The following is a 22,074-nucleotide window of genomic DNA, read 5'->3' on the forward strand; positions in this document are numbered from 1 at the left end:
GCCTGAAGTTCCCGATATGCGCACGCTGGGCCGGAAGGTCAGCAACTGGGGTCGGTGGGGGACCGACGACGAGCGCGGAACCACCAACCTGATCACCCCCGAGCGGGTGCTGGCCGCGGCGCGCCTGATCCGCACCGGCGAGACCTTCAAGCTGGGCATTCCGCTCGACGGCGACGGCCCGCAACCGGGCGGGCTGCGGATCAACCCGATCCGGTTGATGTCGGAGAACGGCCAGGAGCAGGTGCTGCCGGGCGGGTTCAAATGGGCCGACGACTTCGTCTTCATGCCGTTGCAGGCCGGATCGCAGTACGACTCGCTGGCGCACGTGCACTACGACGACCGGCTCTACAACGGCCACCCCGGCGACGGGGTCACGGTCAAGGGCGCGGACAAGTGCGGGATCCACACGCAGGCCGGGGGCATCGCCGGGCGCGGCGTGCTGCTCGACGTCGCCCGCGCCCGCGGCGTCGACTGGCTCGCGGCGGGCACCGCGATCGGCCCCGACGAACTCGACGAGGTCGCGGCCGCCCAGGGCGTTACCGTCGGCGCGGGGGACATCCTGCTGATCCGGACGGGGTGGCGCAAGAAGTTCCTCACCGATCGCGACGCCACGGGATTCATGGCGGGCGAGCCCGGACTGAGCCTGGCGTGCGCGAACTGGCTGCGGGAACGGGACGTCGCGGTGCTGGGCTCGGACAACTGGGCGGTGGAGGTGATGCCCGGCGAACGTCCGGGTGGCGCGTTCGAACTGCACATGGTGCTCATCCGCGACATGGGCCTGACCCTCGCGGAAATGCTGGATTTCGAGGATCTTTCGGCGGCCTGCGCCGCCGACGGGCGCTGGGACTTCTTCTACGCCGGTCCGCCGTTGCAGTTCACGCGCGGCGTCGGGTCTCCGATCAACCCCCTCGCGATCCGATGAGCGGCAACAAGATTCGCGAGGAGTCGGGCAGATGCTGATCGGTGACATCGTCGAATACGGCGCGCGCAAACACCCCGGCCGCGTCGCGGCGCGGTTCGAGGACGAGGTGGTCGACTACGGGCAGCTGCGCGACCGGTGCCGCCGGCTTGCCAACGCGTTGCTGGGCGTCGCCGAACCCGGTGACCGCGTGGCGATCCTGTCGGGGAACCGCGCGGAGTACCTGGACTGCTACTACGGCGTGCCGATGGCGGGAATGGCGTTGACGATCCTGAACTTCCGGCTGCACCCGGACCAGATCGCCGCGCTGCTCCGGCATTCCGGCGCGCGGGTGCTGCTCGTCGCGCCGGAGTTCGCCGAGGTGGTGGCGCGGCTGCGGGACCGAATTCCCGCGGTGACGACGGTGGTGGCGATCGGCAGCGCGCCGGGGATGCTGAGCTGGGACGAGTTCGCGGGCTCGGCGGCGGCCGAAATACCCGCCGTGCGAGCCGATTCCGGCGACACGGCCTGGCTGGTGTACACCAGCGGCACGACCGGTGCGCCCAAGGGGGTGATGCTGTCGCACCGCAACCTGCTCGCCGGTCTCACCTCCTCGGCGTTGCAGTGGGGGATACCGGAGGAGACGGTGTTCCTGTTCTGCTTCCCGCTGTGCCACGTCGGCGGCTACGTCGTGATGGTGAACCACCTGCTCGGCGCGACCGTCGGGATCCTGCGGTCCTACGACAACGCGACCTTCCTGCGGCTGGTGGACGAATGGCGGGTCACCCAAACGGGTCTCGCGCCGACGATGATCAACTTCCTGCTGCAGGACCCCGCCCTGGACCGGCATTCGCTGGACACGCTCCAGGCCGTCGGCTACGGCTCCTCGGCGATCCCGGCGGCCGTGCTGCGCGAGGGCCTGAAGCGGTTCGGCTGCGATTTCTATCAGGGCATGGGCATGACCGAACTCGCCGGGAACGTGCTGCACTTGGACGAGGCCGCGCACCGGCGGGCCGCGCTCGGCGAGACGCACCTGCTCGCCTCGGCCGGAAAACCGATGCGGCTGGCCGACATTCGCATCGTCGACGACGAGTTCGCCGACGTGCCACCCGGCGCGGTGGGCGAGATGATCGTGCGCGCCGACCAGGTCACCGCCGGGTACTGGGCCGATCCGGAGGCGACCGCGGCGGCGTTCACCGACGGCTGGTTCCGCACCGGCGACCTGGTCCGCCAGGACGAGGAGGGATTCGTCTACATCGTCGACCGCAAGAAGGACCTCATCATCAGCGGCGGGGAGAACGTGGCCTCGCTGACCGTCGAGCAGGCCCTCTACCGTCACCCCGGCGTCGCCGAGGCGGCCGCCATCGGAGTCCGCGACGAGACCTGGGGCGAGGTGGTGTGCGCGGTCGTGGTGCTCCGCGAGGAGGCCACCGCCACCCCCGACGACATCATCGCCACCTGCCGCGACCACCTCGGCGGCTTCCAGATCCCCCGCCGCGTCGAATTCCTCGACGCACTACCCAAGAACGTGACCGGCAAGATCCTCAAACGCGAACTGCGCGAGCGGTTCTCGTGAACGAGTAGACACCGAAACCGTCGCGCCCGCGACGACCGGAAGACATTTCCGGTTGTCGCGGGCGCGGTCGGACGGCGGTGGCCTATGCGGGTGCCGCGGTGTCGCGCAGGTGGCGGGGGTTCGCGACGTGGAGGCGGGCGAGGACGGCGAGGGTGGTGAGGTGGCGGACGTCGGTGTCGTCGTAGGGGAGTTCGGCTGTGCGTAGTCGGTGGGCCAGGGTTGCCTCGGAGTCGCAGTGCAGGGTGGTGAGTAGGCGGTGGAGTTCGGTGGTGGGGGTGGGGCCGGCGCGGAGTTCGCGGGTCGCGGTGGTGAGCAGGTTGGCGCAGACGCGGAGGAGGTAGCGCTCGCGGGCATGGTCCGCGCTGAGGGCGGGGGCGATGTCGGTCGCGAGGGTTTCGGTGACGAGATCGAGGATTTCGGCCGCGTCGGGGCGGTCGTGCACGGTCGGCGGCGGCGCGGCGGACGCGGGGACGGTGACCGCATCGTCGAGCAGGCCGAGCACGGCGAGCAGGTCGTACTCGGATTCGCAGACGCGGCGGCCGATGGCGGCGAACTCGAGCGAACGCTCCGCACCGCTGTGGTGGCGTTCGGCCTGGAACATGCTGAGCACCAACCACTTCAGCGTGCCGAAGACCTCCCACCACCGCAGCTCCGCCGCGGCGGGCCGCACGCCGGTGGCCCGCTCGTACCCGTCGAGCAGCTGTTCGCGGGTGCCGAGTCCGCCGACCGGGGCGCTCGCGCCGAAGCGCCAGGCCCGCACGCACAGCCAGCCCAGATCCTCGACGGGGTTGCCGAGGTGCGCCAGCTCCCAGTCCAGCACCGCGCGCACGCCGTCCGGTTCGACGAGGAAGTTGCCGAGCCGGAAGTCGCCGTGCACCAGCGCTTTCGGCCGTGGCCGGGGCGGGTGGTCGCGCAGCCAGCGCAGACCCATCTCGACCACCGGGCGGGGATCGTCGAGGTCGCGGTAGATCCGCTCGAGCGCGTCGAGGGGATCCTCGTCGTCGAGCATGCCGAGGGTGTCGAGCGGGGTGCGGTGGATGCGGCCGAGCACCTCGCCGAGTTCTTCGGCGAGCCGGTCGCGCAGCGGCGCGAACTCCGGATCACGTTGCAGCTTACGGGGAATCGACTCCCCGACGACCAGCTCCATCAGCAGGTACGGAGCTTCGATCCCCGGCGCGGTGTCGGCGGCGTCGAGGACGGCCGGGACCGGGACACCCGCCGCGGCGGCCGCCCGCAGGCAGGCCGCCTCGGCACGCATCCGGGCGGCGTCGCCGTGCCCCGGCGGATCGCGGCGCAGCACCGCGCGCACCGGCGCACCGGTGTCGTCGCGGCCGGCGACCGCGTACACCTGCCGACTCGCGCCGCCGGTGAACTGCCGCAACTCCACCTCGGCGAGCGCGGTCCCGGTGGCCGCCGCGAGCACCGCACGAACCCCCTCGGCCAGCGAAACCGGTTGCGCGGTAGTGCGTTCCGATGTCATCGCCACGGCGCGGCCTCCGGGGAGCGCAGCAGCCGGCGCGCGGTGGACATGCGGTGCACCTCGTCGGGGCCGTCGTAGACGCGGGCGTTGCGCGCCTGCCGGTACATGCGCTCGAGCGGCGTGTCGGCCGTCAGCCCGAGCGCACCGTGCACCTGGATGGCGCGATCGACGACGTTGTGCAGCATGCGCGCACCCCAGAACTTCACCAGGCCGACCCGCACCCGGTAGTCCTCGCCCGCGTCCATCGCGCGGGCGGCGTCGAGGGTCATCAGCCGCGCGGCGTGGATCTCGGCGGCGGATTCGGCGATGTACCGGTGGATCTCGCCCTTCTCCGCGAGCAGCGAACCGTGCGCGTAACGGGTGTTGGCGCGCTCGCACATCAGCTCGTAGGCCCGCTGTGCCTGCCCCAGCCAGCGCATGCAGTGGAAGATTCGGCCGGGGCCGAGCCGGTCCTGCGCCACCGCGAAGCCCGCGCCGCGCGCGCCGAGCAGGCTGTCGACGGGAACCCGCACGTCGGTGAGCCGGACCTCGTAGTGGTCGCTCGGGTTGTGGCCCATGGTCGGGATGGACCGCACGATCTCGAAGCCGGGCGTGTCGGTGGGCACGATGATCGCGCTGATCCGGGCGTGCCGGGGCGCCGACTCGGGTTCGGTGCGGGCGAAGACGGTGCAGTAGGCGGCCTGCCGCACGCCGGTGGTGAACCACTTGTGCCCGTTGATGACCCACTGGTCGCCGTCGAGGTCGGCGCGGGTGGCGATGAGGGTGGGATCGGAGCCCGCGACCTCCGGTTCGGTCAGGCCCACCGAGGGCAGCACCTCCCCGGCCACCATGGGCGGGATCCAGCGGCGGCGCTGCTCGTCGCTGCCGTGCCGGTGCAGCATCAGGGTGTCCTGCATGGACACCGAACCGACCGCCAGCTGCCCGAATTCGGAACGGCCGATGATCTCGTTGAGATAGACGAAATCCAGGAACGGCACGCCGCCACCGCCGAGTTCGGCCGGATGGCCCAGGGCCCACAGCCCGAGTTCCTTCGCGCGGTCGCGCAATCCTGCCAGCGCGGCGTCCGCCTCCGGCCCCTCCGTGCCCAGCACGGGTTCCCGCGGTATCACCTCGTCGTCGATGAAAGCCCGCATGCGCGTGGTCAATTCGGCGATATCGCCGTTCCGCTCGGTCATCGCGTCAGCCCTTCCGGCCGGCGGCGGACAGTGCGCGCAGCGCGCGCGTCGCCGCCGAGTCGACGTATTCGTCGATGCGGGTGATCCGGCCGTGCTCGACCCGCACGAACAGGCTCGCCGGTACTTCCAGCGGACCGTGCCCCGGCACGTTACCGCGCAGCACGTGTTGCTGGGCGAAGCCGTCGGGCAGCGGGTAGCGCCGAATGTCTTCGTAGCGAAGGTTTTCCACTGTGCGCGACAACCAGCGCAGCACCCGCAGATTCTCCGTGACGCTCTGCTCGGTGCCCTCGTCGTTGTGCCAGATCCGTGCGTCGGGCGCGTACAGCTCGGTCAGTGTCGCCGCGTCGCCGGCGCTGACGGCGGCGAAGAAGCGATCGGCCAGTTCGTCCATGTGCGGACCTCCTCCGAGGCGATGCGATGATTCGTTCCCGCGCGGGGGCCTCAGGCCCGCGCCGGGTGCGCGGGGACCAGGCGGCCACCGGCGGCGAGTAGGTTGCTGTCCAACGGTTTTCCGAGCAGGCGCGAGATCAGCCGCGCGGCGTCGAGCGTCCGGTCGAGATCGATGCCGGTGCCGATGCCGCCGTCCTCGAACAGGTACACCAGTTCCTCGGTGGCGATGTTCCCGCTGGCGTTCGGCGCGAAGGGGCACCCGCCGATACCGCCGGCGGAGGCGTCGAAGCGGCGGACGCCGTGCTGGTAGGCGGCCCAGGCATTGGCCAGGCCCTGTCCACGTGTGTTGTGCAGGTGCACGGCCAGGTCGGTGTCCGGGGCGGCGGCGCGCACGCGGGTGAGGACGTCGCCCATCCGGATCGGCGAGGCGGTGCCGACGGTGTCCGCGACCGCGAGCGCGTCGGCTCCCGAATCGACTGCGCGCGCGGCGATCTCGACGACCCGGACGGGCGGGGTGGGTCCGTCGAAGGGGCAGTCGAAGGCGATGGCGACGATCACCTCGAGCTGCCCGCCCGCCGCGTGCACGAGATCGGCGATCGGCGCGACGAGCGCGACCGACTCGTCGCTGCCGCGCCCCACATTGGCCCGGCTGTGCCCCTCGGAGGCCGACACCACGTACTCGAGCCGGGTCATCCCCGCCGCCAGCGCCCGCCGCACCCCGCCGAGCCCGGCGACCAACGCCGAGAACTCCACCCGCGGCCACCGATGCAGTTGTGCGGCAACCTGTTCGGCGTCGGCGAGGGCGGGCACCGCGCGCGGGGAGACGAAGGAGGTGGCCTCGATGCGGCGCACCCCGGTCGCGACCAGTGCCTCGAGGAACTCGAGCTTGGCCGCGGTGGGCAGCGGCCGCTCGATCTGCAATCCGTCGCGCGGGCCGACCTCGCGGATGTCGACGGCCGGGGCGCTCATGCGATCGTGCCCGCGGCGCGCAGGCCGGCCAGCCGATCGGCGTCGTAGCCGAGCAGACCGCCCAGGACCTCGTCGGTGTGGGTGCCGGGCCGGCTCGCGCCACCCCATCGGACGCCGCCGGCGGTGTCGCTGAGCCGGGGCACGACCCCGACGCCCTTGGCGGGGACCGGGTCGTACTCGGGGTCGCCGGGAGCGTGCGAGGGGTCGACGTGGTCGACGAAGATTCCGCGTGCGGTGAACTGTGGATCGCTCATCACCTCGGCGACCGTGTTCACCGGGCCCGCCACCACTCCGTGCTCGGCCAGCAGGTCGATCAGCTCGGCCGCGGTGAAATCGCCCGCCCAGGTGGCGATCAGCTCGTCGAGTTCGTCTTGGCGTTCACCGCGCGCGCCGTGCGTGGCGTAGCGGGGGTCGGTGGCGAGTTCGGCGCGGCCCATCGCGGCGGCGAGGCGGCCGAACACGGTGTCCTGGTTGGCCGCGATGATCACCCACAGCCCGTCCTTCGCCCGGTACAGGTTCGAGGGCGCCACCCGGTCGAGCCGGGTGCCCGACGGCTGCCGCACGTGCCCGGTCTTGTGGTAGTCGGGAATCGTCGACTCCTGGATGGCCAGCGACGCCTCGGTCAGCGCGGCGTCGACGATCTGACCGCGGCCGGTGCGCTCGCGCACCAGCAGCGCGGCGAGCACGCCCTGAAAAGCGAACAGGCCCGCGAGGCTGTCACCCAGCGACAAGGCCAGCCGCGGCGGCGCCTGTCCCGGGAAACCGTTGAGGTGGCGCAGTCCGCTGATGCCCTCGGCGACCGAGGCGTACCCGGGCCGCGACGCGTAGGGCCCGGTCTGCCCGTACCCGGAGACCCGGGCCAGCACCAGCTCCGGCCGCTCCGCACCGAGCACGTCGTAGCCGAGGCCCCAGCGTTCGAGCGTGCCGGGGCGGAAACTCTCCACCACCACGTCGGCCGTGCGCACCAGCTCGAGGAAGACCTCGCGGCCCGCGGCGGTGCGCAGATCCAGGCTCACGCAGCGCTTGTTGCGGGCGTGCACGGTCCAGAAGTACTGGTGACCGCCCGCTGCCTGACCCCAATCCCGCAGCGGGTCGGGCCGATCCGGGGCTTCGATCTTGATCACGTCGGCACCCATGTCGCCGAGCAGACGGCCGCAGTACGGTCCCGCGATCAGCGTGCCGAGTTCGAGGACCCGGTAACCGTCCAGCGGGCCGGGTGGGGGAGCTGATGACATGGTGCCTCCTGACTCGGCGCCGGGTGTTACTTGTCGTCCGGGTCGAGCCCGAGTGCGCTGACCGACATCCGGTCGAGGGTGTCGAGCAGGGCCTCCTCATCGGCGTCCTCGCCCTGGATCAGCCACAGGTAGAGGGTGTGCTCGATCATCGCCGACATGGCGCGCGCGGCCAGCTCCGGATCGAGCTCGCGCCGGACCAGGCCCTCGCCCTGCCAGCGCGCGATGGCCCGCGCCGACCGCTCGATGAGCTGCCGCCGATGCTCGTGGCGCAACTGCCGGAACTGCTCGTTGAACGTGGCGACCTGTTCGACGATCGCCATCATCCGGGCATTGCGCCGATACGCCTGGTAATAGGAGCGATTCGCGGCGATCAGCCGCGCGGTGGGGGACAGGTCGGCCGGGGCCGGCTCGCGGCGGTGCATATCCTCGAACAACCGGGTGCTCAACTCGCCGAAGACATCTTCCTTCGACTCGAAGTAGCGGTAGAAGGTGCCGTAGGAGACATTGGCCTCCTGCGCGATCTGCTCGACCCGGGTGTCGAGAAATCCGACGGACTCGAATACGGTGCGCGCCGCGTCCAGCAACGCGTCGCGCGTCTTTCGGCCCCGCGCCGTCAAGGTGTCGACCGCGGCGGGGGCGCTATTGACAGATGACTTCGGCACGGCTCACACTATCCAACAACATGACATGACTGTCAAGTCATGTTGCGCGGGGGCTTCATCACCGGAAGGACAGCTATGAACAGCGCCAACCCGAAATATCAACTACGCGGAATCAACCATCTCGCCCTGGTGTGTTCCGATATGCGCCGGACGATCGAATTCTATTCGGGAACGCTCGGCATGCCGCTGGTCAAGACTATCGAATTGCCCGGTGATCTGGGCCAGCATTTCTTCTTCGACTGCGGCGGCGGGAACACCCTCGCCTTCTTCTGGCTCGCGGACGCGCCCGACGCCGCGCCGGGCCTCGCGGCGCCGAAGGGACTGCCCGACGAGGGCGAATTGCTCAGCGGCGTCGGATCGATGAATCACGTGGCCTTCGCCGTCCCGCCGGAGCAGTTCGACGAATACTACGAGCGGCTGCGGGCCGAGGGCGTCAAAGTGAGCCGCGTGCTGAACCACGACGACAGCCCCAAAGGCGTATCGCGCGAGGTGCACGAGGGCACGTTCGTGCGGTCGTTCTATTTCCAGGACCCCGACGGGGTGCTGCTCGAATTCGCCTGCTGGACACGCGCCTTCACCGAGGCCGACGTCGCCCACGAGCCGAAGACCGCCGCCGACCGCCGCGTCCCCGCCGGTCGCTGAGCCCCGAGAACCGCACCACCCGAGAGGAATTCGCACCATGCCGCGTCTTCGCGAAGTACCCCGCGCCGAGGTCACCGACGAGAAGATCCTGTTCTTCTACGACCGCCTGTTCGGTCCCGACAAGGACCCCGCCGTCGACCACGGCACCGTGCACGGCACGCCCGGGGACTGGTGGACGGTGTTCGCGCAGTCGCCCGACGTGTTCCGGCACGCGGTGCGGGGATTCGCCGTCTACCGCAACGCCACGCTGGATCCGGCGTTGCGCGAATTGGGGCAGAGCCGCGCCGGGTACGCGCGCGGTAGTCGGTTCGTGTTCTCCCAGCATTGCAAGCAGATGCGGTCGCTGGGCGTGGCCGAGGAGAAGATCGCCGCGATTCCGCACTGGCAGATCAGCGACTGCTTCTCCGCCCTCGAGCGGGCGGTGCTGGCTTACACCGACGGGCTGGTCTACGACGGCGGCCGGGTGCCCGACGAGGTGTTCGCGGTGCTGAAGGCCCACTTGAGCGATCCCGAGATCTTGCAGCTCACCTACATCACCGCGCTCTACGACATGCACGCCACCATGTGCCGCGCGCTGCGCCTGGAGTTCGACGATCGGCCGGAGCCGGTCGCGGAGGTGCGGACGCCGGAAGGGGTCGAGGTGCGCGATCTGTCCGCGGACCTGTCGGGGAGTTGAGAGGCGGCGCTCTCGCCACCGCGACTCGGGCGGAGAACCGTTGCGGCCCAATGGATCCGGTCGGATCGGTGGCCCTGGATCACGAGTGTCCGAGCACACCGGGTGGGGCGACCGGGTCCGCGGCGGCTGTCCCGAGGTCGGCGCGTGCCGCGTCGAGGGTGGTCGGCTGCCGGATAACGGTGGGTTGGGTAGGGCGGCAACGGCTTTCGGGGATCGCCAACAGAGGTGTGAGGGTGCCGCGATAGCCGTCGGCGAGCATTCGGACGGTGGTGGCGAACCGTTCCAGGAACCGGGTCGTCGTGGCGCGGTCGAACAGCGCGATCGGGTAGATCAGCAGGCCGTCGATGCCGGTGGCCGTGCCGTCGGGCCGGTAGCGCTGGGTGAGGGCGAACTCCAGGTCGTGTTTGGCGCGGACGACGCCGGTGGGCACCTCGGTGACCGACAATCCGGTGGCCGGATGCGGGGACGAGGGCCGGACCGTGGCCTGCTCGAGGATCAGTGTCGCCTGGAACAGCGGGTGCGCCGGATCCTCCGGCAGGCATCGTTTCACCCGGTGGTTCGGAGTGTCGGGATGGGCGAACGCCGCCAAGGTCACCCGGCGCGCGTGGTCAAGCAGGGCGTCGACCTCGTGGACGCGGTCCAGGCGCAGGCGCAGCAGCACGTCGTCGGCGAAGTTGCCGACCAGGTCGCGCAGCAGCCGGTGGTCGCGGCCCGAGACGGCGGTGGCGACCGTGACGTCCGGGCACCGCGCGAACGCGCCGACCGTCAGCGCGAGCGCGGCCTGTAACACCATGAACACGCTCGCGCCCGCCTGCCGCGCCCGGGTCAGCAGCCCGCGGTGCACGGCGGAGTCGAAGGCGACCGCGATCGTGTCGCCGCGAGTGTCCGGCAGCGCGGGACGGGGTCTGTCGTACGGGAAATTCAGCGGGCAGGGGCGGCCCGCGAGGGTGTTGGACCAGTACCGCAGTTGCTGGGTGGCCTGGCTGGCCGGGTCGGCGTAATCACCGAGCCGGGCGTGCTTCCACAGCGTGTAGTCCAGGTAGTCGACCGGCAGCGGCGCCCACACCGGCGGCTGCCCTGCGACGCGCGCGTGGTACGCGGTGATCAGGTCGCGGGTGAACGGGAACATCGAGCGGCCGTCGAAGGCGATGTGGTGAATCGACAACGCCAGCACCGCATCCTGCTCGGTGAGTACGAACAGGGCGGCTCGCAGCGGCGGCCCGGTCGCGAGATCCATTTCCTCGGCGGCGAATCCGGCCAGGCGGCCGGGTAACTCGTTGGGGCGCAAGGCGATCACCGGCAGTTCCGCGGCGCTCGGCAGCACGATCTGCGCGGGGCCGCGCTCCGTCAGCGGGAAGCGGGTGCGCAGGGGGAGGTGCCGGGCGATCACGTCGGCGAGCGCGCCGCGGAGAGCGGCCGCATCCAGACGCGCTCCACGTATTCGTAACGCCCGCACCACATTCCAGTCCGCCGCGCGGCCCTGCTGCGCGGCGCGCCACATGCGTTCCTGCGCCGGAGCGAGCGGGATGTGCGACGGCCGCGGCATTCTCGTCAACGGCGGCGCGCCGGCGGGCGGTCGCGGCACCCGCGCATGCGGTATCGGAACGGTGTCCGCCGACGGTCCCCCCGGGCCGATCTTCTTCCAGGGGCTGACCATGCGCCGTTCCCTTCATCACGCTGCGCCCACCGCCGAAGCAGTTGGACGAACGCCCAAGAATCTGGGCGTACCGCGGCGGCCCGGCAGACCGCAGCGGCTGGCGGTGAGTGTAATGAGCCGCGGCCGGTTGCGCTCGATAAGTGAAACGATCGCTTGTCGCCTATTTGGCGGTAGATCGTCTTACGAGGTCAGGGGTGTCGGATGGTCAGGATTTCGGATAGCGGACGGCGCGGGGTCGGCGGGGGCGCGGGTTCATCGGGGGGCGCGGTGCCGATGCGGATCACGACCTGGGGAGCGGTGCGTTCGGGGAGCAGGGCGGCGACGGCGCTGCGCCCGGCGGGCAGTTCGGTGACGTGGGTGGCGGGGCAGGTGGCGAGTCCCGCGGCGGTGCATTCGAGCAGGACCGCCGACAGGGCCTCGCCGGTGTGCAGCCACTGCGGTGTCGAGTCGCCGTAGGAGCCGAGCGTCACCAGTTCGGCGTGGTCGGCCAGGTCGGCGCGGCGCGCGGAGTGCGGTGCGGCGGGGAACTCCCGGCCGAAGTCGACGCGGGCGGCCTCGGCCGCGGAGATCAGCGCGCTCGGCGGCACACCCTCCGCGGTACCGGAATTGCCTGCCCACCAATGCAATTCCATCTGGTACATCTCGTCGCTGCCGCGGGCCGCGGCAGCCTGTGCCGAGGCGTGCGCCAGTTCCGCGCGGGCGTTCTCGTCGAGGACGTCGAGGACCAGGTCGTGGGGGAGGGTCAGCTTGCGCAGCTCGGGCAGGACCCGGTCCCAGCCCTCCGGCGCGAGCAGCGGCAGCCGGTCGGTGTGCCGCCGTTCGATCGCCGCCGCGCGTGCCGCGATGCCCGTCGGCGCGTCGGGCCAGGGGCGGAATTCGATCTTCGCGAGATAGTCCGGGCGCTCCGGGTCCGGTAGCCGGGTGGTGTCGGTGTGCCAGCCCTGCGCCGCCAGCACGGTCCGGACGTGGTGCAGGATGGCGCCGCAACTGATCACCTGCTGGCGGCGGTGCGGATCGGTGGCGAGCAGCGCGCGGTCGGGGTCGGTGTGCAGATGCAGCCGGGTGCCGTCGAAGATCCAGTGCCAGGGCTGGGTGTTGTGGACCGACGGGGCCCGCTGCGCGACCCGCAGCACCGCGACGATCGTGTCCTCGTCCAGGGCGGTGTGGGTGCCGGACGTGTTCGGGAAGGTCATGGTTCCAGCCTCCGATGCAGTCGGTGACCCGTCGGGGTCGTGCGTCAGGCGGCGGGCCAGTGCTCCCTCTCCATGCTGGAACGTTGCCAGGGGTTTGCGCAAACGCCGCCCACGACGGGCGGAACCGGGCCGAGTCGGTGCACGATGCGGCCGAGGCGGTTGCGGGGGTCGATCTGCTCAGCGGCGAGGCGGGGCTGTGGGTGGTCGGCGCTCGGTCTAGGCGGCCAGATGGAGCTGTGGGTGACCGGCGCTCGGGCGGTCTAAGCGGCGAGGGCGAGGTGGTTGGTGGGCTCTGCGGGTTCGGCGGCGCGGTGGAGCAGGCGGGTGAGGGCGTCGGCGACGTGGGCCGGTTGTTCGAGGATCACCGAGTGGCCCGCGCCGGGGATCAGGACCAGGTCGGCGTAGTCGACGGCGGCGGCGAGGGCGATGGAGTGGGAGGCCGGTGTCATCAGGTCGGCGGAACCGCACAGGACGAGGGTGGGGATCGCCGAAAGTGCGGGGAGAGAGGCGGTTTCGTCGTAGGCGAGGAAGGAGCTCAGGAACGAGGCCATGGTCACGATGGACGTCCGGTTCCGCATGGCGTTGGCCAGGGCCAGCACTCGCGGATTCACCGCCACGACGCCGAATTCGGCGGCCCGCACAACCGGGGCGAAAACCTTGCAGGCCAACAGTTTCGCGCGCTGCATCAGGCGCGGCGCGCAGCGCACGGCCGCCTGGAACAGAGTGATGATCGGATTCTGGAGCAGGCGCCCGAAACCGGCGTCGACCAGGTTGCCGGCGGCGGTGGCGAGGAGTGCGACACCGGTGACGCGGGAACCGATCTCGGCTGGGTTCCGGCTGAGGTAGGTGAGCACGGTCATGCCGCCCATGGAGTGGCCGACCAGCACGATCGGGCCGGTCGGCGCGACCGCGTCCAGGACGTCGCGCAGGTCGCGGCCGAGCTGTTCGAGATGGTAGGTCCGGCGGGGCGCGGCGGCGGACTCCCCGTGGCCGCGGTGGTCGTAGCAGACCAGCCGGGCGCCCGGGTACCGCCGCGACAGCTCCTCGCGCACATAGATCCACGATTCGGTGGACAGGCAGTGCCCGTGCACCAGAACGACTGTCAGATCCGCTGTGCGCGGGCCGGTTTCGACGACCGCCAGCTCCACGCCGTCCGAGGTCCGGACCGTCGCGCGACGTTCCGCCACGGCGGTGAAAATGCTGGCGATCGGCATCGGGCGCTCCGGTTCGTGTGCGGGACTGCGTACTACTGTCCGTCGCCGCGCCCGCCGGCAGCAGTACTCCGAGGGGTGGTGTTCGCTGCCCAGGGGTGGCGCGAATGCCCACCAAGGTGGTGGGCAGCCGATCCCGTGCTCGCCCATGGAGGTGGTGGGGCCGGAGTTGTTCGCCCGGCCGGGTTCTAAGGTGCGACGCCGTCGCGGACTATGGCCAGCAGCCGGTCGGCCTGGGTGGCGTCGGTGGCGGCGCGGCCGATGCCGTTGGCCGCGACGAGCAGGTCGGTCACGGCGACGTCGGGTTTGACGGTGCCCGTGTCCTGTGCGCGGCGCAGGAGATCGGCCGCGGCGGTGCGCATCGTCTCGTGCCATTCCCGGTACAGCGCGGAGCGTTGGCCGGTGGGGTAGTCCGGGAGGGCAAGGGGCAGTTCGGCTTTGGTGGAAACGTGGGTGGCGAAGGCGCGTAGCCAGGTGAACAGCGCGGCGGCGGGTTCGGGGTCGTCGAGCAGCGTGCGGGCCAGCTCGCCCAGGGCCGTCACCTCCTCGGCGTAGACGGCGATGAGCAGGTCCGCGCGGGTGGGGAAGTGGCGGTACATCGTCGCGTTGCCGACTCCGGCGCGGCGGGCGATCTCGTCCAGCGGGGCGCTTACGCCGAGTTCGTCGAAGACCTCCCGCGCGGCTGCCAGCACCAGCTCGTAGTTGCGGCGCGCGTCGGCGCGGCGAGGGCGGTCGGACATCTGACTCCTTGTCAAACGGGGAACTCCCCGGTTAGTCTAGCGAGTACGAACCGGGGAGTTCCCCACTTATCTGAGAGGCCTTCGGATGCCGGAGATCACCGCAGCGGATCGAATCGCGATTCACGAGACGATCGCGCTGCACGGACACGTAGCGGACGACCGCGACTGGGACCGGTGGGGCGAGCTGTTCACCGACGACCTGGTGATGGATCTGGAGGACTTCGGTCTCGGCAGCGTCCGCGGCCTCGCGGCGCTACGGAAGTTGTGCCGCGACAACGAGAACGATCCGACCCAGCCGCTGGGGCATCACGTCACCAATATCGTGGTGCTCGCCCCAGGCGGCGACCGGGTGCGCGCCCGATCCAAGGGCCTGTCGGTCCACGCGGACGGATCGAGCGGCACGGTCGTCTACGAGGACGCGCTGCGCCGAGAACCCCAGGGCTGGCGCATCTTCCACCGCAAGGTGGTCGCGCGCCGCGCGGGCGGGTGACCGCGCCCGGTGCTACTCGGGTCCCGTGGGCACGCCGTTGTGTCCGGCGAGGAGTTCGGCGAACGGGGTCGGGGTGGGGAGGGAGTTGCCCGAGGTGCGGGGGCGGGCGTCGAGGAAGCCGCCGACGGCCGTTTGCTCGGCGAGGATCAGCGGCGCGAATTCGGCTGCGGCGCGGCGGATTCGGTCGGCCAGGCCGGGGGAGCCGAAATCCTCGGTGGCGGCGAAGATTCCGGTCGGCGCCACCACCGCGCGCAGGTAGGTGAACAGCGGGCGCATGGCGTGGTCCAGGACCAGGGCGTGGCGGGGTGTACCGGCGGTGGCGGCGATCAGCACCGGCATGCCGTTCAGGGCGTCGGTGTCCAGGACGTCGACGAACATCTTGAACAGGCCGCTGTAGCTCGCGGCGAACACGGGCGTGACGGCGATGACCCCGTCGGCGGCGGTGATCTTCTCCCGGACCGCCGCCAGCGCCGGGGTCGGCAGGCCGCCGGTGGTCAGCGTGGTCGCCAGATCCGTTGCCAGCTCCCGCAATTCGACGACCTCGAAGTTCACCGACTCGCCGCGCGCGGTGACGGCGGCATCGACCGCGCCGGCCAGCTGGTCGGCGAGCAGCCGACTGCTGGAGGGCTGCGACAGTCCTGCGGTCAGGACGACGACGGTGCGGCTCACGGCACTCATTCCTTCCGGGCTGCGGCGAGCAGCCGTTCGCGGGCGGGTTCGACCAGGTGGTGCGGCGCCTCGGGCCCGGCGGCCACCAGGGAGGCGTGCGTGGGCGGGTCGCTGGGCACGTGCGCGGGGCGGCGGGCCTCGAACTCCCGGCGCAACACCGGCACGACCTCGCGGCCCAGGATCTCGAGCTGCTCCAGGACCACCTCGAGTGGCAGCCCGGCATGGTCCATCAGGAACAGCTGGCGCTGGTAGTCGCCGACGTTGTCGGCGAAGCCGAGGGTGCGCTCGATCACCTGCTCCGGCGTGCCCACGGTCAGCGGGGTCAGCTCGGTGAACTCCTCGAGCGAGGGCCCGTGGCCGTAGACGGGCGCGTTGTCGAAGTAGGGGCGGAAGAACTTCTTGGCCGCGGCCTCGGTCTCGGCCATGAACACCTGCCCGCCCAGACCGACCACGGCCTGGTCCGCCGCGCCGTGTCCGTAGTGCTCGTAGCGCTGCCGGTACAGGTTCACCATCTGCGCGGTGTGCTCGGCGTTCCAGAAGATGTTGTTGTGGAAGAAGCCGTCGCCGTAGTAGGCGGCCTGCTCGGCGATCTCCGGCGAGCGGATGGAGCCGTGCCACACGAACGGCGGCGTGCCGTCCAGCGGCGCGGGCGTGGACGTGAAGCCTTGCAGCGGGGTGCGGAACTTGCCCTGCCAGTCCACGCGCGGCTCGCGCCACAGTTTGCGCAGCAGGTGGTAGTTCTCGATCGCCAGCGGGATGCCCTCGCGGATGTCCTTGCCGAACCACGGGTAGACCGGGCCGGTGTTGCCGCGGCCCATCATCACGTCCACCCGCCCGCCGGACAGGTGTTGCAGCATGGCGAAGTCCTCGGCGATCTTCACCGGGTCGTTCGTGGTGATCAGCGTGGTCGCGGTCGACAGTTGCAGGCGCTCGGTGCGGGCGGCCACGTAGCCCAGCATCGTGGTCGGCGACGACGGCACGAACGGGGGATTGTGGTGCTCGCCGGTAGCGAATACGTCCAGCCCGACCTCTTCCGCCTTCAGCGCGATGGCCACCATGGCCTGGATGCGCTCGGCCTCGGTGGGCGTCCGGCCGGTGGTCGGGTCGGCGGTGACGTCCCCGACGCTGAAGATTCCGAACTGCACGGTGTCCTCCTCGGTTCCTCGCTCCACCAATTTGGTGGACATGGCAACCAAGAGAACACGCTACCTTGTGCGCGTATTCCAGGGGTAGTGCGCGCGGGGCGGGGCGTCGATTCCGGCGAAGCGCGGGGGCCGGAATGTCGGTGCGCCCGTGCGCTGCGGCAGACCGCGGTCCCGGCGCGCGTGCCGGGACCGGAGCCGATGACCTGTCTAATGCGCGCCGCACCGCAGCAACTCGGCCCCCGGGGTGAGCCGGGCGCCGAAGGCCTGCCACAGCGAACCGTCGGAGACGCGCTGCAACGTGAACCGGTGCTTGCCGTAGCAGGCCCGCGACATCGTCGAGAGTGGAGCCTTGCCGACCACCCGGTAAGGCTGTCGGCCGATGCGCACTGTCTGGTACATACTCGTCGCCCCTTTCGCTCGGTCGTGATCTTGAACGCTCGGCCACTGTCGCAAGGGGCGGCTGAAGGCAGCCTGAATCGACCTGAAGCAGGCCTTCAGGAACGGCGCGGCGCGGGGCCTCGGGGTGGCGAGAGACGTTGCGGCCGAACACGAGATCTGCGTGCCGCACGGCAATGTGGTACGCCCGCGTCGGGTGTTTTCGGTTGGATTTTCACCGAACCGGTTGCCGTGCTGATTCAGGGGTGGAGGCCGTCGACCGCGAGGCGTAGGAGGCGGCGGGCGGCGTCGCCGTCGCCCTCGGTGGCGATGGAGATGGCGTTGACCAGGTCGAGGAGGTCGGCGAGGGAAATACCGGGGCGGACGGTGCCGGCCTCGACGGCGTGGGTCATCAGTGCGGCGGCGGTGTCGGCGACCCAGGCGTGGCACGAGCCGTCCGGGTGCGCGGGCATGGCGAGGGACAGGGCCAGGCCGCGCGTGTTCGCGGTGTAGACGGCGAGTTCCTCGAGCCACCGGACCAGTCCGCGCGCGGGGTCCTCCCGGGCGAGTTCGTCCGCGCGGCGGCAGAGCCGTTCGACGCCGTCGCGAAAGATCTCCTCCAGCAACGCCTGCCGCGAGGGGAAGTGCCGATGCAGTGTGGCCGAACCGATCTCGGCCCGGCGGGCGATCTCCTCGAGTGACACCCCGGCGCCGTCGCGGGCGACCAATTCCGCCGCCACGGTCAACAACCGCTGGTGATTGCGCTGCCAATCCGAGCGCTGGGGTCGCGTCGTACGGGTCGTCGCCACCGCTCGCTCCTCTCGCTCTCGACAAAACGGGGTGCCCCTCCATATGCTAGCGGGCAGAAAGTGGGGGACCACCCCATTTGGTTCGAGAGGAGTGCGCGATGGCGTCGAGCGATGGGGTCGTGCTGGTCACAGGGGCTACCGGGAGGCAGGGCGGCGCAGTAGCCCGGGCCCTGCTGGCCGCGGGCGTGGCGGTGCGCGCGCTGGTGCGGGATCCGGAGTCCGCCCGCGCGCGTGCCGTCGCGGACCTGGGCGCGACGCTGGTGCGGGGCGATCTGGGTGATCCCGATTCGCTGCGGGCCGCGGTCGAAGGGGCCCACGGCGTGTTCTCGGTGCAGATGCCCGACTTGGCCGATCTCATGGGCGACGCGGAGGTCCGCTACGGGCGCGCGTTGGTCGAGGCGGCGAGTGCGGCGGGGGTGTCGCACCTGGTACACACCTCGGTGTCGGGTGCGGGGCGGGATACCGGCGCACTCGACGAGCAGCGCTGGGGCGCACATCTGGGTCACTATTGGCGCAGCAAGGCGGCCGTCGAGCAGGCCGTGCGGGAGGCGGGGTTCGAATACTGGACGATCCTGCGGCCGTCGACGTTCATGGAGAATTTCGTCCGGCCGTCGTTCTATTGGGCCGAGGGTGATTCGGATCGGCTGCTGGTCGCCGTCGACCCGGACGTCCCGCAGCCCTTCGTCGCGGTCGACGACATCGGCGCGGCCGCGGCGGCGGCATTCGCGGATCCGGAGCGTTTCCATCGCGTCGAGCTCGAACTCGCCGGTGAACGACTGACCTTCCGCACCGCCGCGCGCGTGCTGTCGGACGTGCTCGGCACCGCGATCGAATTGCCCGCGAGCCCGGAAGACGCTGCGGCGCAAGGCCTGATGCGCGAGTTCGTGCTGTCACAGCGGTACATGAGCGCCCATCCCGCACCGGCACATCCGCAGGCCGCGCACGACCTGGGCTTGTCCACCACCACCTTCGCGGAGTGGGTCGCCACGTCCATGCGCGCCTGATCGGAAGGAATCGGAGCAGCCGAATTACCCTGTGGCAGTGCGGAACCCGGGGCTGAGCTAGTTCCGCGTCGGGTCAGGCGGGGACTTCCTCCAATTTGCCGGTCGCGACGTCGAAGACGAACCCGCGCAGCGACGTCGTCTTGGTGACGAACGGACTGGTCTCGATACGGCGCAGCGACTGGCGCACATCCTCTTTCAGGTCGGTGAACGACTCCGCGGACCAGGTCGGCTTGAGGCCGGTCTCGTCCTGGATGCCGCGCTTGAAGTCGTCGTCGGTGAAAGTCAGCATGCCGCAGTCGGTGTGGTGGATGAGGATGATCTCCGTGGTGCCCAGCAGGCGCTGACTGATGGCGAGCGAACGGATCTCGTCGTCGGTCACCACGCCGCCGGCGTTGCGGATGACGTGTGCCTCGCCCTCCTGGAGGCCGAGGATGCGGTAGACGTCGAGCCGGGCGTCCATGCAGGCGACCACCGCGACGTGCTTGCTCGGCGGCAAGGGGAGCGGGCCGCTGAACTGGGCCGCGTAGCGCGCGTTGTTGGCCAGGTACTCGTCGGTCACGGTCATGAGCGAACCTCCGATCGGAGACGTTTCGATATGCGAATGCGCGCATCCACGGTCGCAGCCCGGCTACCGCGCCGCGACCGATAGACACACGCTGAGTCGAACACTGGCGTGTCGATTTCGATGTGCTCGGCGGGTGTACCGCGGCCGAGGGTGGCGGTACGCTCGCGGTGGGCCGGCGCTCGAGAGGAAGAGTTATGAGTACTCGCATTGTCGCTCGGCAGTGCACGCTGTGTGAGGCGCACTGCGGGATCCTGGTCACCGTCGAGGGCGACGAGGTGACGCGGATCGAAGGGAACCCGGAAGACGTTCTGTCGCAGGGCTATATCTGCCCCAAGGCGACGGCCATGGGCGGGCTGCACCACGATCCGGACCGGCTGCGCACGCCGGTGCGGCGGGTCGGCGACAAATTCGAGCCGATCGGCTGGGACGAGGCGTTTCGCGAGATCGGGCAGCGGCTGCGCGCGATCCGCAGCGCGCACGGGCCCAGCGCGATCGGGATGTACCTGGGAAATCCGGCGGCGCACAGCTCCTCGGTGCTCTACGGCGGGCTGCTGCGCGCGGCGCTGCTGACGCGCAACTTCTACACCGCGTCCTCGATCGACCAGTTCCCGCAGGAGTTCGTCGCGTGGCGGATGTTCGGCGCGAACGTGCTGATGCCGGTCGCCGACATCGACCGCACCGACCGGCTGGTGATCCTGGGCGCGAATCCCGCGGTGTCGAACGGGTCGGTGACCACGATGCCCAACGCCAAGCAGCGCATCAAGGATGTGCGCGGGCGCGGGGGCAAGGTCGTGGTGATCGATCCCCGGCGCACCGAGACCGCGCGGCTGGCCGACGAACACCTGGCGGTCGTGCCCGGTGGCGACGTGTATCTGCTGCTGGCCGTGCTGCACGTGCTGGTGACCGAAAACCTCTGTGACACAACGGCGGTGCGCCGGCAGTGCGCGGGCTGGGGCGAGTTGAGCGCGCTGGCAGCGCAATTCACGCCCGAGCTGGCCGCGCCGCACGCGGGTGTCGACGCGGAGACCATCCGCCGGTTCGCGCGCGAGCACGCGGCCGCCTCCTCGGCGGTGCTGTACGCGCGCATCGGCGTGTGCCAGCAGGTGACGGGCACGCTGACGCACTGGCTGGTGAACACGATCAACGCGGTCACCGGGAACCTGGATCGTGCTGGGGGACAGATGTTCTCGACGCCGCCCGTCGACGCGCTGCGGTTCGGGAAGTATCTGTCGATGGCGCACGGGGCGTGGACGGATCGTTCCGGTCGCTACAAGTCGTTCCGCTCCGAGCTGCCGGTGGCGGCGCTGGCCGACGAAATCCTCACCGAGGGTGCGGGACAGATCCGGGCGATGATCACCTACGCCGGGAATCCGGTGCTCTCGACGCCACAGGCGGGGCGGCTGGACGCGGCCCTTGATTCGCTGGATTTCTATGTGGCCGTGGACATGTACGTCACCGAGACCACCCGGCACGCCGACATCATCCTGCCGCCGGTGTCGCCGCTCGAACGCGAGGACGTGAACCTGCTGTTCCCGGTGTTCAGCGTGCGCAACAACCTGCGCTACGACGCGCGGGTGTTCGAGCCGCCGGCCGACGGGCTGGAGGACTGGCAGATCATGGCGCGGATCATCACCGAGGTGGTGCCGCTGCCCGGCCGGTTCGTCACCGGCCGCGTCCTCAACGGACTGTTCGAGCGGCTGAGTCCGCTGCGCCTCGCCGCGCTGGGCATCGCGGCCGGGCCGTACGGGGTGCTGCGCCGGGGCCGGAAAGGCTTGCGGGTCAAGGATGTTCGCGAATCGCCCGGCGGCATCGACCTGGGCCCGCTGCGGCCCCGCCTGCCCGAGCTGATCGGGACCCGCGACCGCAAGGTCCACCTTGCGCCCGACGACTTCCTCGCCGCCGCCCGCGCCCTGCTCGACGACCTGAGCGAGGCGCCGGCGTCCGGCCCCGACGGCTACGACCTGCGCCTGATCGGCCGCCGCCACCTCCGCAGCAACAACTCCTGGCTGCACAACGTGCCCGCCATGGTCAAGGGCCGCGACCGCTGCACGGTCCTCATGCACCCCGACGACGCCGCCGCCCGCGCGCTGTCCGCCGGTGACCCCGTGACGGTCACCTCCCGCACCGGATCCATCCGGGTGACCGTCGAGATCAGTGACGAGATCCGTTCCGGCACAGTGGCTATCCCGCACGGGTGGGGTCATCGGGAACCGGGAGTGGGGTGGCGGTTGGCGGCCTCGCTGCCCGGCGCCAACGTGAACCTGCTCCACGACCCGGCTCTGGTGGATCCGCTGTCGGGGACGTCCGCGGTGAACAACACGTGGGTCGACGTCACGAAGGTGGCGGCCTCGGACCGCTCCGTCGAGGTGGCGACGGCGAGCGCGCCCTAGGTCGTGTCTCCCAATAATTTGAGCCATTCGACGACCAGGGCCAGGACGAATCCGGCGCGGTAAGTGATTGCGAGCTTGTCGTAGCGCGTGGCCACCGCCCGCCAGTGCTTGGCCCTGTTGAAA

General features: G+C 70.6%; 22 protein-coding genes. 7 read left to right on the plus strand and 15 right to left on the minus strand.

What is annotated here, in order from left to right; translation table 11 throughout:
* Positions 1-16: 16 nt before the first annotated feature.
* The gene (locus IU476_RS28125) at positions 17-922 is read left to right on the plus strand and encodes a cyclase family protein (protein WP_195105185.1); all 906 of its coding nucleotides are present in this window, start codon (positions 17-19) and stop codon (positions 920-922) included.
* Between the two features lie 31 nt (positions 923-953).
* On the plus strand, positions 954-2,474 hold the full coding sequence (locus IU476_RS28130; RefSeq protein ID WP_195105117.1) for a long-chain-fatty-acid--CoA ligase: 1,521 nt from the start codon (positions 954-956) through the stop codon (positions 2,472-2,474).
* Positions 2,475-2,556: 82 nt separating this feature from the next.
* Here the strand turns inward: IU476_RS28130 and IU476_RS28135 are convergent, their stop codons facing one another.
* The 6 genes from IU476_RS28135 to IU476_RS28160 are packed head-to-tail and all read right to left on the minus strand — an operon-like array spanning position 2,557 to position 8,385.
* The gene (locus IU476_RS28135; RefSeq protein ID WP_195105187.1) at positions 2,557-3,954 is read right to left on the minus strand and encodes a phosphotransferase; all 1,398 of its coding nucleotides are present in this window, start codon (positions 3,952-3,954) and stop codon (positions 2,557-2,559) included.
* Positions 3,951-5,129: an acyl-CoA dehydrogenase family protein gene (locus tag IU476_RS28140; RefSeq protein WP_195105119.1), complete on the minus strand. Its 1,179-nt coding sequence runs from the start codon at positions 5,127-5,129 to the stop codon at positions 3,951-3,953. Before IU476_RS28140 ends, IU476_RS28135 begins: the two co-directional genes overlap by 4 nt.
* A 4-nt stretch (positions 5,130-5,133) precedes the next feature.
* Entirely contained in the window at positions 5,134-5,520 is a 387-nt protein-coding gene (locus IU476_RS28145) for a nuclear transport factor 2 family protein (protein WP_195105122.1), read from the minus strand.
* 50 nt (positions 5,521-5,570) lie between these two features.
* Positions 5,571-6,488, minus strand: coding sequence for a hydroxymethylglutaryl-CoA lyase (locus IU476_RS28150; RefSeq protein ID WP_195105124.1), 918 nt, complete (start codon positions 6,486-6,488; stop codon positions 5,571-5,573).
* Positions 6,485-7,723, minus strand: a complete 1,239-nt coding sequence (locus tag IU476_RS28155) for a CaiB/BaiF CoA transferase family protein (RefSeq protein ID WP_195105126.1) — start codon at positions 7,721-7,723, stop codon at positions 6,485-6,487. The genes IU476_RS28150 and IU476_RS28155 overlap by 4 nt, the downstream gene beginning before the upstream one ends.
* 26 nt (positions 7,724-7,749) lie before the next feature.
* A complete protein-coding gene (locus IU476_RS28160; RefSeq protein WP_195105128.1) occupies positions 7,750-8,385 on the minus strand; it encodes a TetR/AcrR family transcriptional regulator in 636 nt (211 codons plus the stop codon).
* A 75-nt stretch (positions 8,386-8,460) separates the two neighbouring features.
* Here IU476_RS28160 and IU476_RS28165 point away from each other — a divergent pair, with 75 nt between their 5' ends.
* Positions 8,461-9,027 (plus strand): VOC family protein, encoded by a 567-nt coding sequence (locus tag IU476_RS28165; protein ID WP_195105130.1) that lies wholly within the window; start codon positions 8,461-8,463, stop codon positions 9,025-9,027.
* 37 nt (positions 9,028-9,064) lie between these two features.
* A complete protein-coding gene (locus tag IU476_RS28170) occupies positions 9,065-9,703 on the plus strand; it encodes a carboxymuconolactone decarboxylase family protein (protein WP_195105132.1) in 639 nt (212 codons plus the stop codon).
* 79 nt (positions 9,704-9,782) lie between these two features.
* Here the strand turns inward: IU476_RS28170 and IU476_RS28175 are convergent, their stop codons facing one another.
* From IU476_RS28175 to IU476_RS28190, 4 genes are all read right to left on the minus strand, one after another.
* Positions 9,783-11,360: a condensation domain-containing protein gene (locus IU476_RS28175; protein ID WP_195105134.1), complete on the minus strand. Its 1,578-nt coding sequence runs from the start codon at positions 11,358-11,360 to the stop codon at positions 9,783-9,785.
* A 188-nt stretch (positions 11,361-11,548) separates the two neighbouring features.
* A complete protein-coding gene (locus IU476_RS28180; RefSeq protein WP_195105135.1) occupies positions 11,549-12,553 on the minus strand; it encodes an Acg family FMN-binding oxidoreductase in 1,005 nt (334 codons plus the stop codon).
* A gap of 260 nt (positions 12,554-12,813) precedes the next feature.
* Positions 12,814-13,767 (minus strand): alpha/beta fold hydrolase, encoded by a 954-nt coding sequence (locus IU476_RS28185; RefSeq protein WP_195105137.1) that lies wholly within the window; start codon positions 13,765-13,767, stop codon positions 12,814-12,816.
* Between the two features lie 185 nt (positions 13,768-13,952).
* Entirely contained in the window at positions 13,953-14,504 is a 552-nt protein-coding gene (locus IU476_RS28190; protein WP_195105140.1) for an SbtR family transcriptional regulator, read from the minus strand.
* 85 nt (positions 14,505-14,589) lie between these two features.
* Here IU476_RS28190 and IU476_RS28195 point away from each other — a divergent pair, with 85 nt between their 5' ends.
* Entirely contained in the window at positions 14,590-14,994 is a 405-nt protein-coding gene (locus IU476_RS28195) for a nuclear transport factor 2 family protein (protein WP_195105142.1), read from the plus strand.
* 12 nt (positions 14,995-15,006) lie between these two features.
* On the opposite strand, the gene IU476_RS28200 is transcribed toward IU476_RS28195, so the two are convergent.
* The 4 genes from IU476_RS28200 to IU476_RS28215 all read right to left on the minus strand — a co-directional run bounded on the left by IU476_RS28200 (position 15,007) and on the right by IU476_RS28215 (position 17,992).
* Positions 15,007-15,663 (minus strand): CE1759 family FMN reductase, encoded by a 657-nt coding sequence (locus IU476_RS28200; RefSeq protein ID WP_195105145.1) that lies wholly within the window; start codon positions 15,661-15,663, stop codon positions 15,007-15,009.
* A 5-nt stretch (positions 15,664-15,668) separates the two neighbouring features.
* The gene (locus IU476_RS28205) at positions 15,669-16,808 is read right to left on the minus strand and encodes an LLM class flavin-dependent oxidoreductase (protein ID WP_195105189.1); all 1,140 of its coding nucleotides are present in this window, start codon (positions 16,806-16,808) and stop codon (positions 15,669-15,671) included.
* A 207-nt stretch (positions 16,809-17,015) separates the two neighbouring features.
* Positions 17,016-17,207, minus strand: coding sequence for a hypothetical protein (locus IU476_RS28210; protein ID WP_195105147.1), 192 nt, complete (start codon positions 17,205-17,207; stop codon positions 17,016-17,018).
* A 236-nt stretch (positions 17,208-17,443) separates the two neighbouring features.
* A complete protein-coding gene (locus tag IU476_RS28215) occupies positions 17,444-17,992 on the minus strand; it encodes a TetR/AcrR family transcriptional regulator (protein ID WP_195105148.1) in 549 nt (182 codons plus the stop codon).
* A 98-nt stretch (positions 17,993-18,090) separates the two neighbouring features.
* On the opposite strand from IU476_RS28215, the gene IU476_RS28220 reads away from it, so the two are divergent.
* Positions 18,091-18,996 carry an NmrA/HSCARG family protein gene (locus IU476_RS28220; protein WP_195105150.1) on the plus strand — a complete coding sequence of 302 codons (906 nt, stop codon included), beginning with the start codon at positions 18,091-18,093 and terminating at the stop codon, positions 18,994-18,996.
* Between the two features lie 73 nt (positions 18,997-19,069).
* Here the strand turns inward: IU476_RS28220 and IU476_RS28225 are convergent, their stop codons facing one another.
* The gene (locus IU476_RS28225; RefSeq protein ID WP_195105152.1) at positions 19,070-19,561 is read right to left on the minus strand and encodes a beta-class carbonic anhydrase; all 492 of its coding nucleotides are present in this window, start codon (positions 19,559-19,561) and stop codon (positions 19,070-19,072) included.
* A gap of 194 nt (positions 19,562-19,755) precedes the next feature.
* Between IU476_RS28225 and IU476_RS28230 the strand changes: the two genes are divergently transcribed.
* Positions 19,756-21,951, plus strand: coding sequence for a molybdopterin oxidoreductase family protein (locus IU476_RS28230; RefSeq protein WP_195105154.1), 2,196 nt, complete (start codon positions 19,756-19,758; stop codon positions 21,949-21,951).
* Positions 21,952-22,074: the final 123 nt, after the last annotated feature.

It is taken from the genome of Nocardia blacklockiae, from assembly GCF_015477355.1.
GTDB classification, from domain to species: Bacteria; Actinomycetota; Actinomycetes; order Mycobacteriales; family Mycobacteriaceae; genus Nocardia; species Nocardia blacklockiae.

Coding starts and splice junctions, on each gene's coding strand:
- IU476_RS28125 (WP_195105185.1), top strand. CDS start 17: ATGCGCACGCTGGGCCGGAAGGTCAGCAACTGGGGTCGGTGGGGGACC.
- IU476_RS28130 (WP_195105117.1), top strand. CDS start 954: ATGCTGATCGGTGACATCGTCGAATACGGCGCGCGCAAACACCCCGGC.
- IU476_RS28135 (WP_195105187.1), bottom strand. CDS start 3,954: ATGACATCGGAACGCACTACCGCGCAACCGGTTTCGCTGGCCGAGGGG.
- IU476_RS28140 (WP_195105119.1), bottom strand. CDS start 5,129: ATGACCGAGCGGAACGGCGATATCGCCGAATTGACCACGCGCATGCGG.
- IU476_RS28145 (WP_195105122.1), bottom strand. CDS start 5,520: ATGGACGAACTGGCCGATCGCTTCTTCGCCGCCGTCAGCGCCGGCGAC.
- IU476_RS28150 (WP_195105124.1), bottom strand. CDS start 6,488: ATGAGCGCCCCGGCCGTCGACATCCGCGAGGTCGGCCCGCGCGACGGA.
- IU476_RS28155 (WP_195105126.1), bottom strand. CDS start 7,723: ATGTCATCAGCTCCCCCACCCGGCCCGCTGGACGGTTACCGGGTCCTC.
- IU476_RS28165 (WP_195105130.1), top strand. CDS start 8,461: ATGAACAGCGCCAACCCGAAATATCAACTACGCGGAATCAACCATCTC.
- IU476_RS28170 (WP_195105132.1), top strand. CDS start 9,065: ATGCCGCGTCTTCGCGAAGTACCCCGCGCCGAGGTCACCGACGAGAAG.
- IU476_RS28175 (WP_195105134.1), bottom strand. CDS start 11,360: ATGGTCAGCCCCTGGAAGAAGATCGGCCCGGGGGGACCGTCGGCGGAC.
- IU476_RS28180 (WP_195105135.1), bottom strand. CDS start 12,553: ATGACCTTCCCGAACACGTCCGGCACCCACACCGCCCTGGACGAGGAC.
- IU476_RS28185 (WP_195105137.1), bottom strand. CDS start 13,767: ATGCCGATCGCCAGCATTTTCACCGCCGTGGCGGAACGTCGCGCGACG.
- IU476_RS28190 (WP_195105140.1), bottom strand. CDS start 14,504: ATGTCCGACCGCCCTCGCCGCGCCGACGCGCGCCGCAACTACGAGCTG.
- IU476_RS28195 (WP_195105142.1), top strand. CDS start 14,590: ATGCCGGAGATCACCGCAGCGGATCGAATCGCGATTCACGAGACGATC.
- IU476_RS28210 (WP_195105147.1), bottom strand. CDS start 17,207: ATGTACCAGACAGTGCGCATCGGCCGACAGCCTTACCGGGTGGTCGGC.
- IU476_RS28220 (WP_195105150.1), top strand. CDS start 18,091: ATGGCGTCGAGCGATGGGGTCGTGCTGGTCACAGGGGCTACCGGGAGG.
- IU476_RS28225 (WP_195105152.1), bottom strand. CDS start 19,561: ATGACCGTGACCGACGAGTACCTGGCCAACAACGCGCGCTACGCGGCC.
- IU476_RS28230 (WP_195105154.1), top strand. CDS start 19,756: ATGAGTACTCGCATTGTCGCTCGGCAGTGCACGCTGTGTGAGGCGCAC.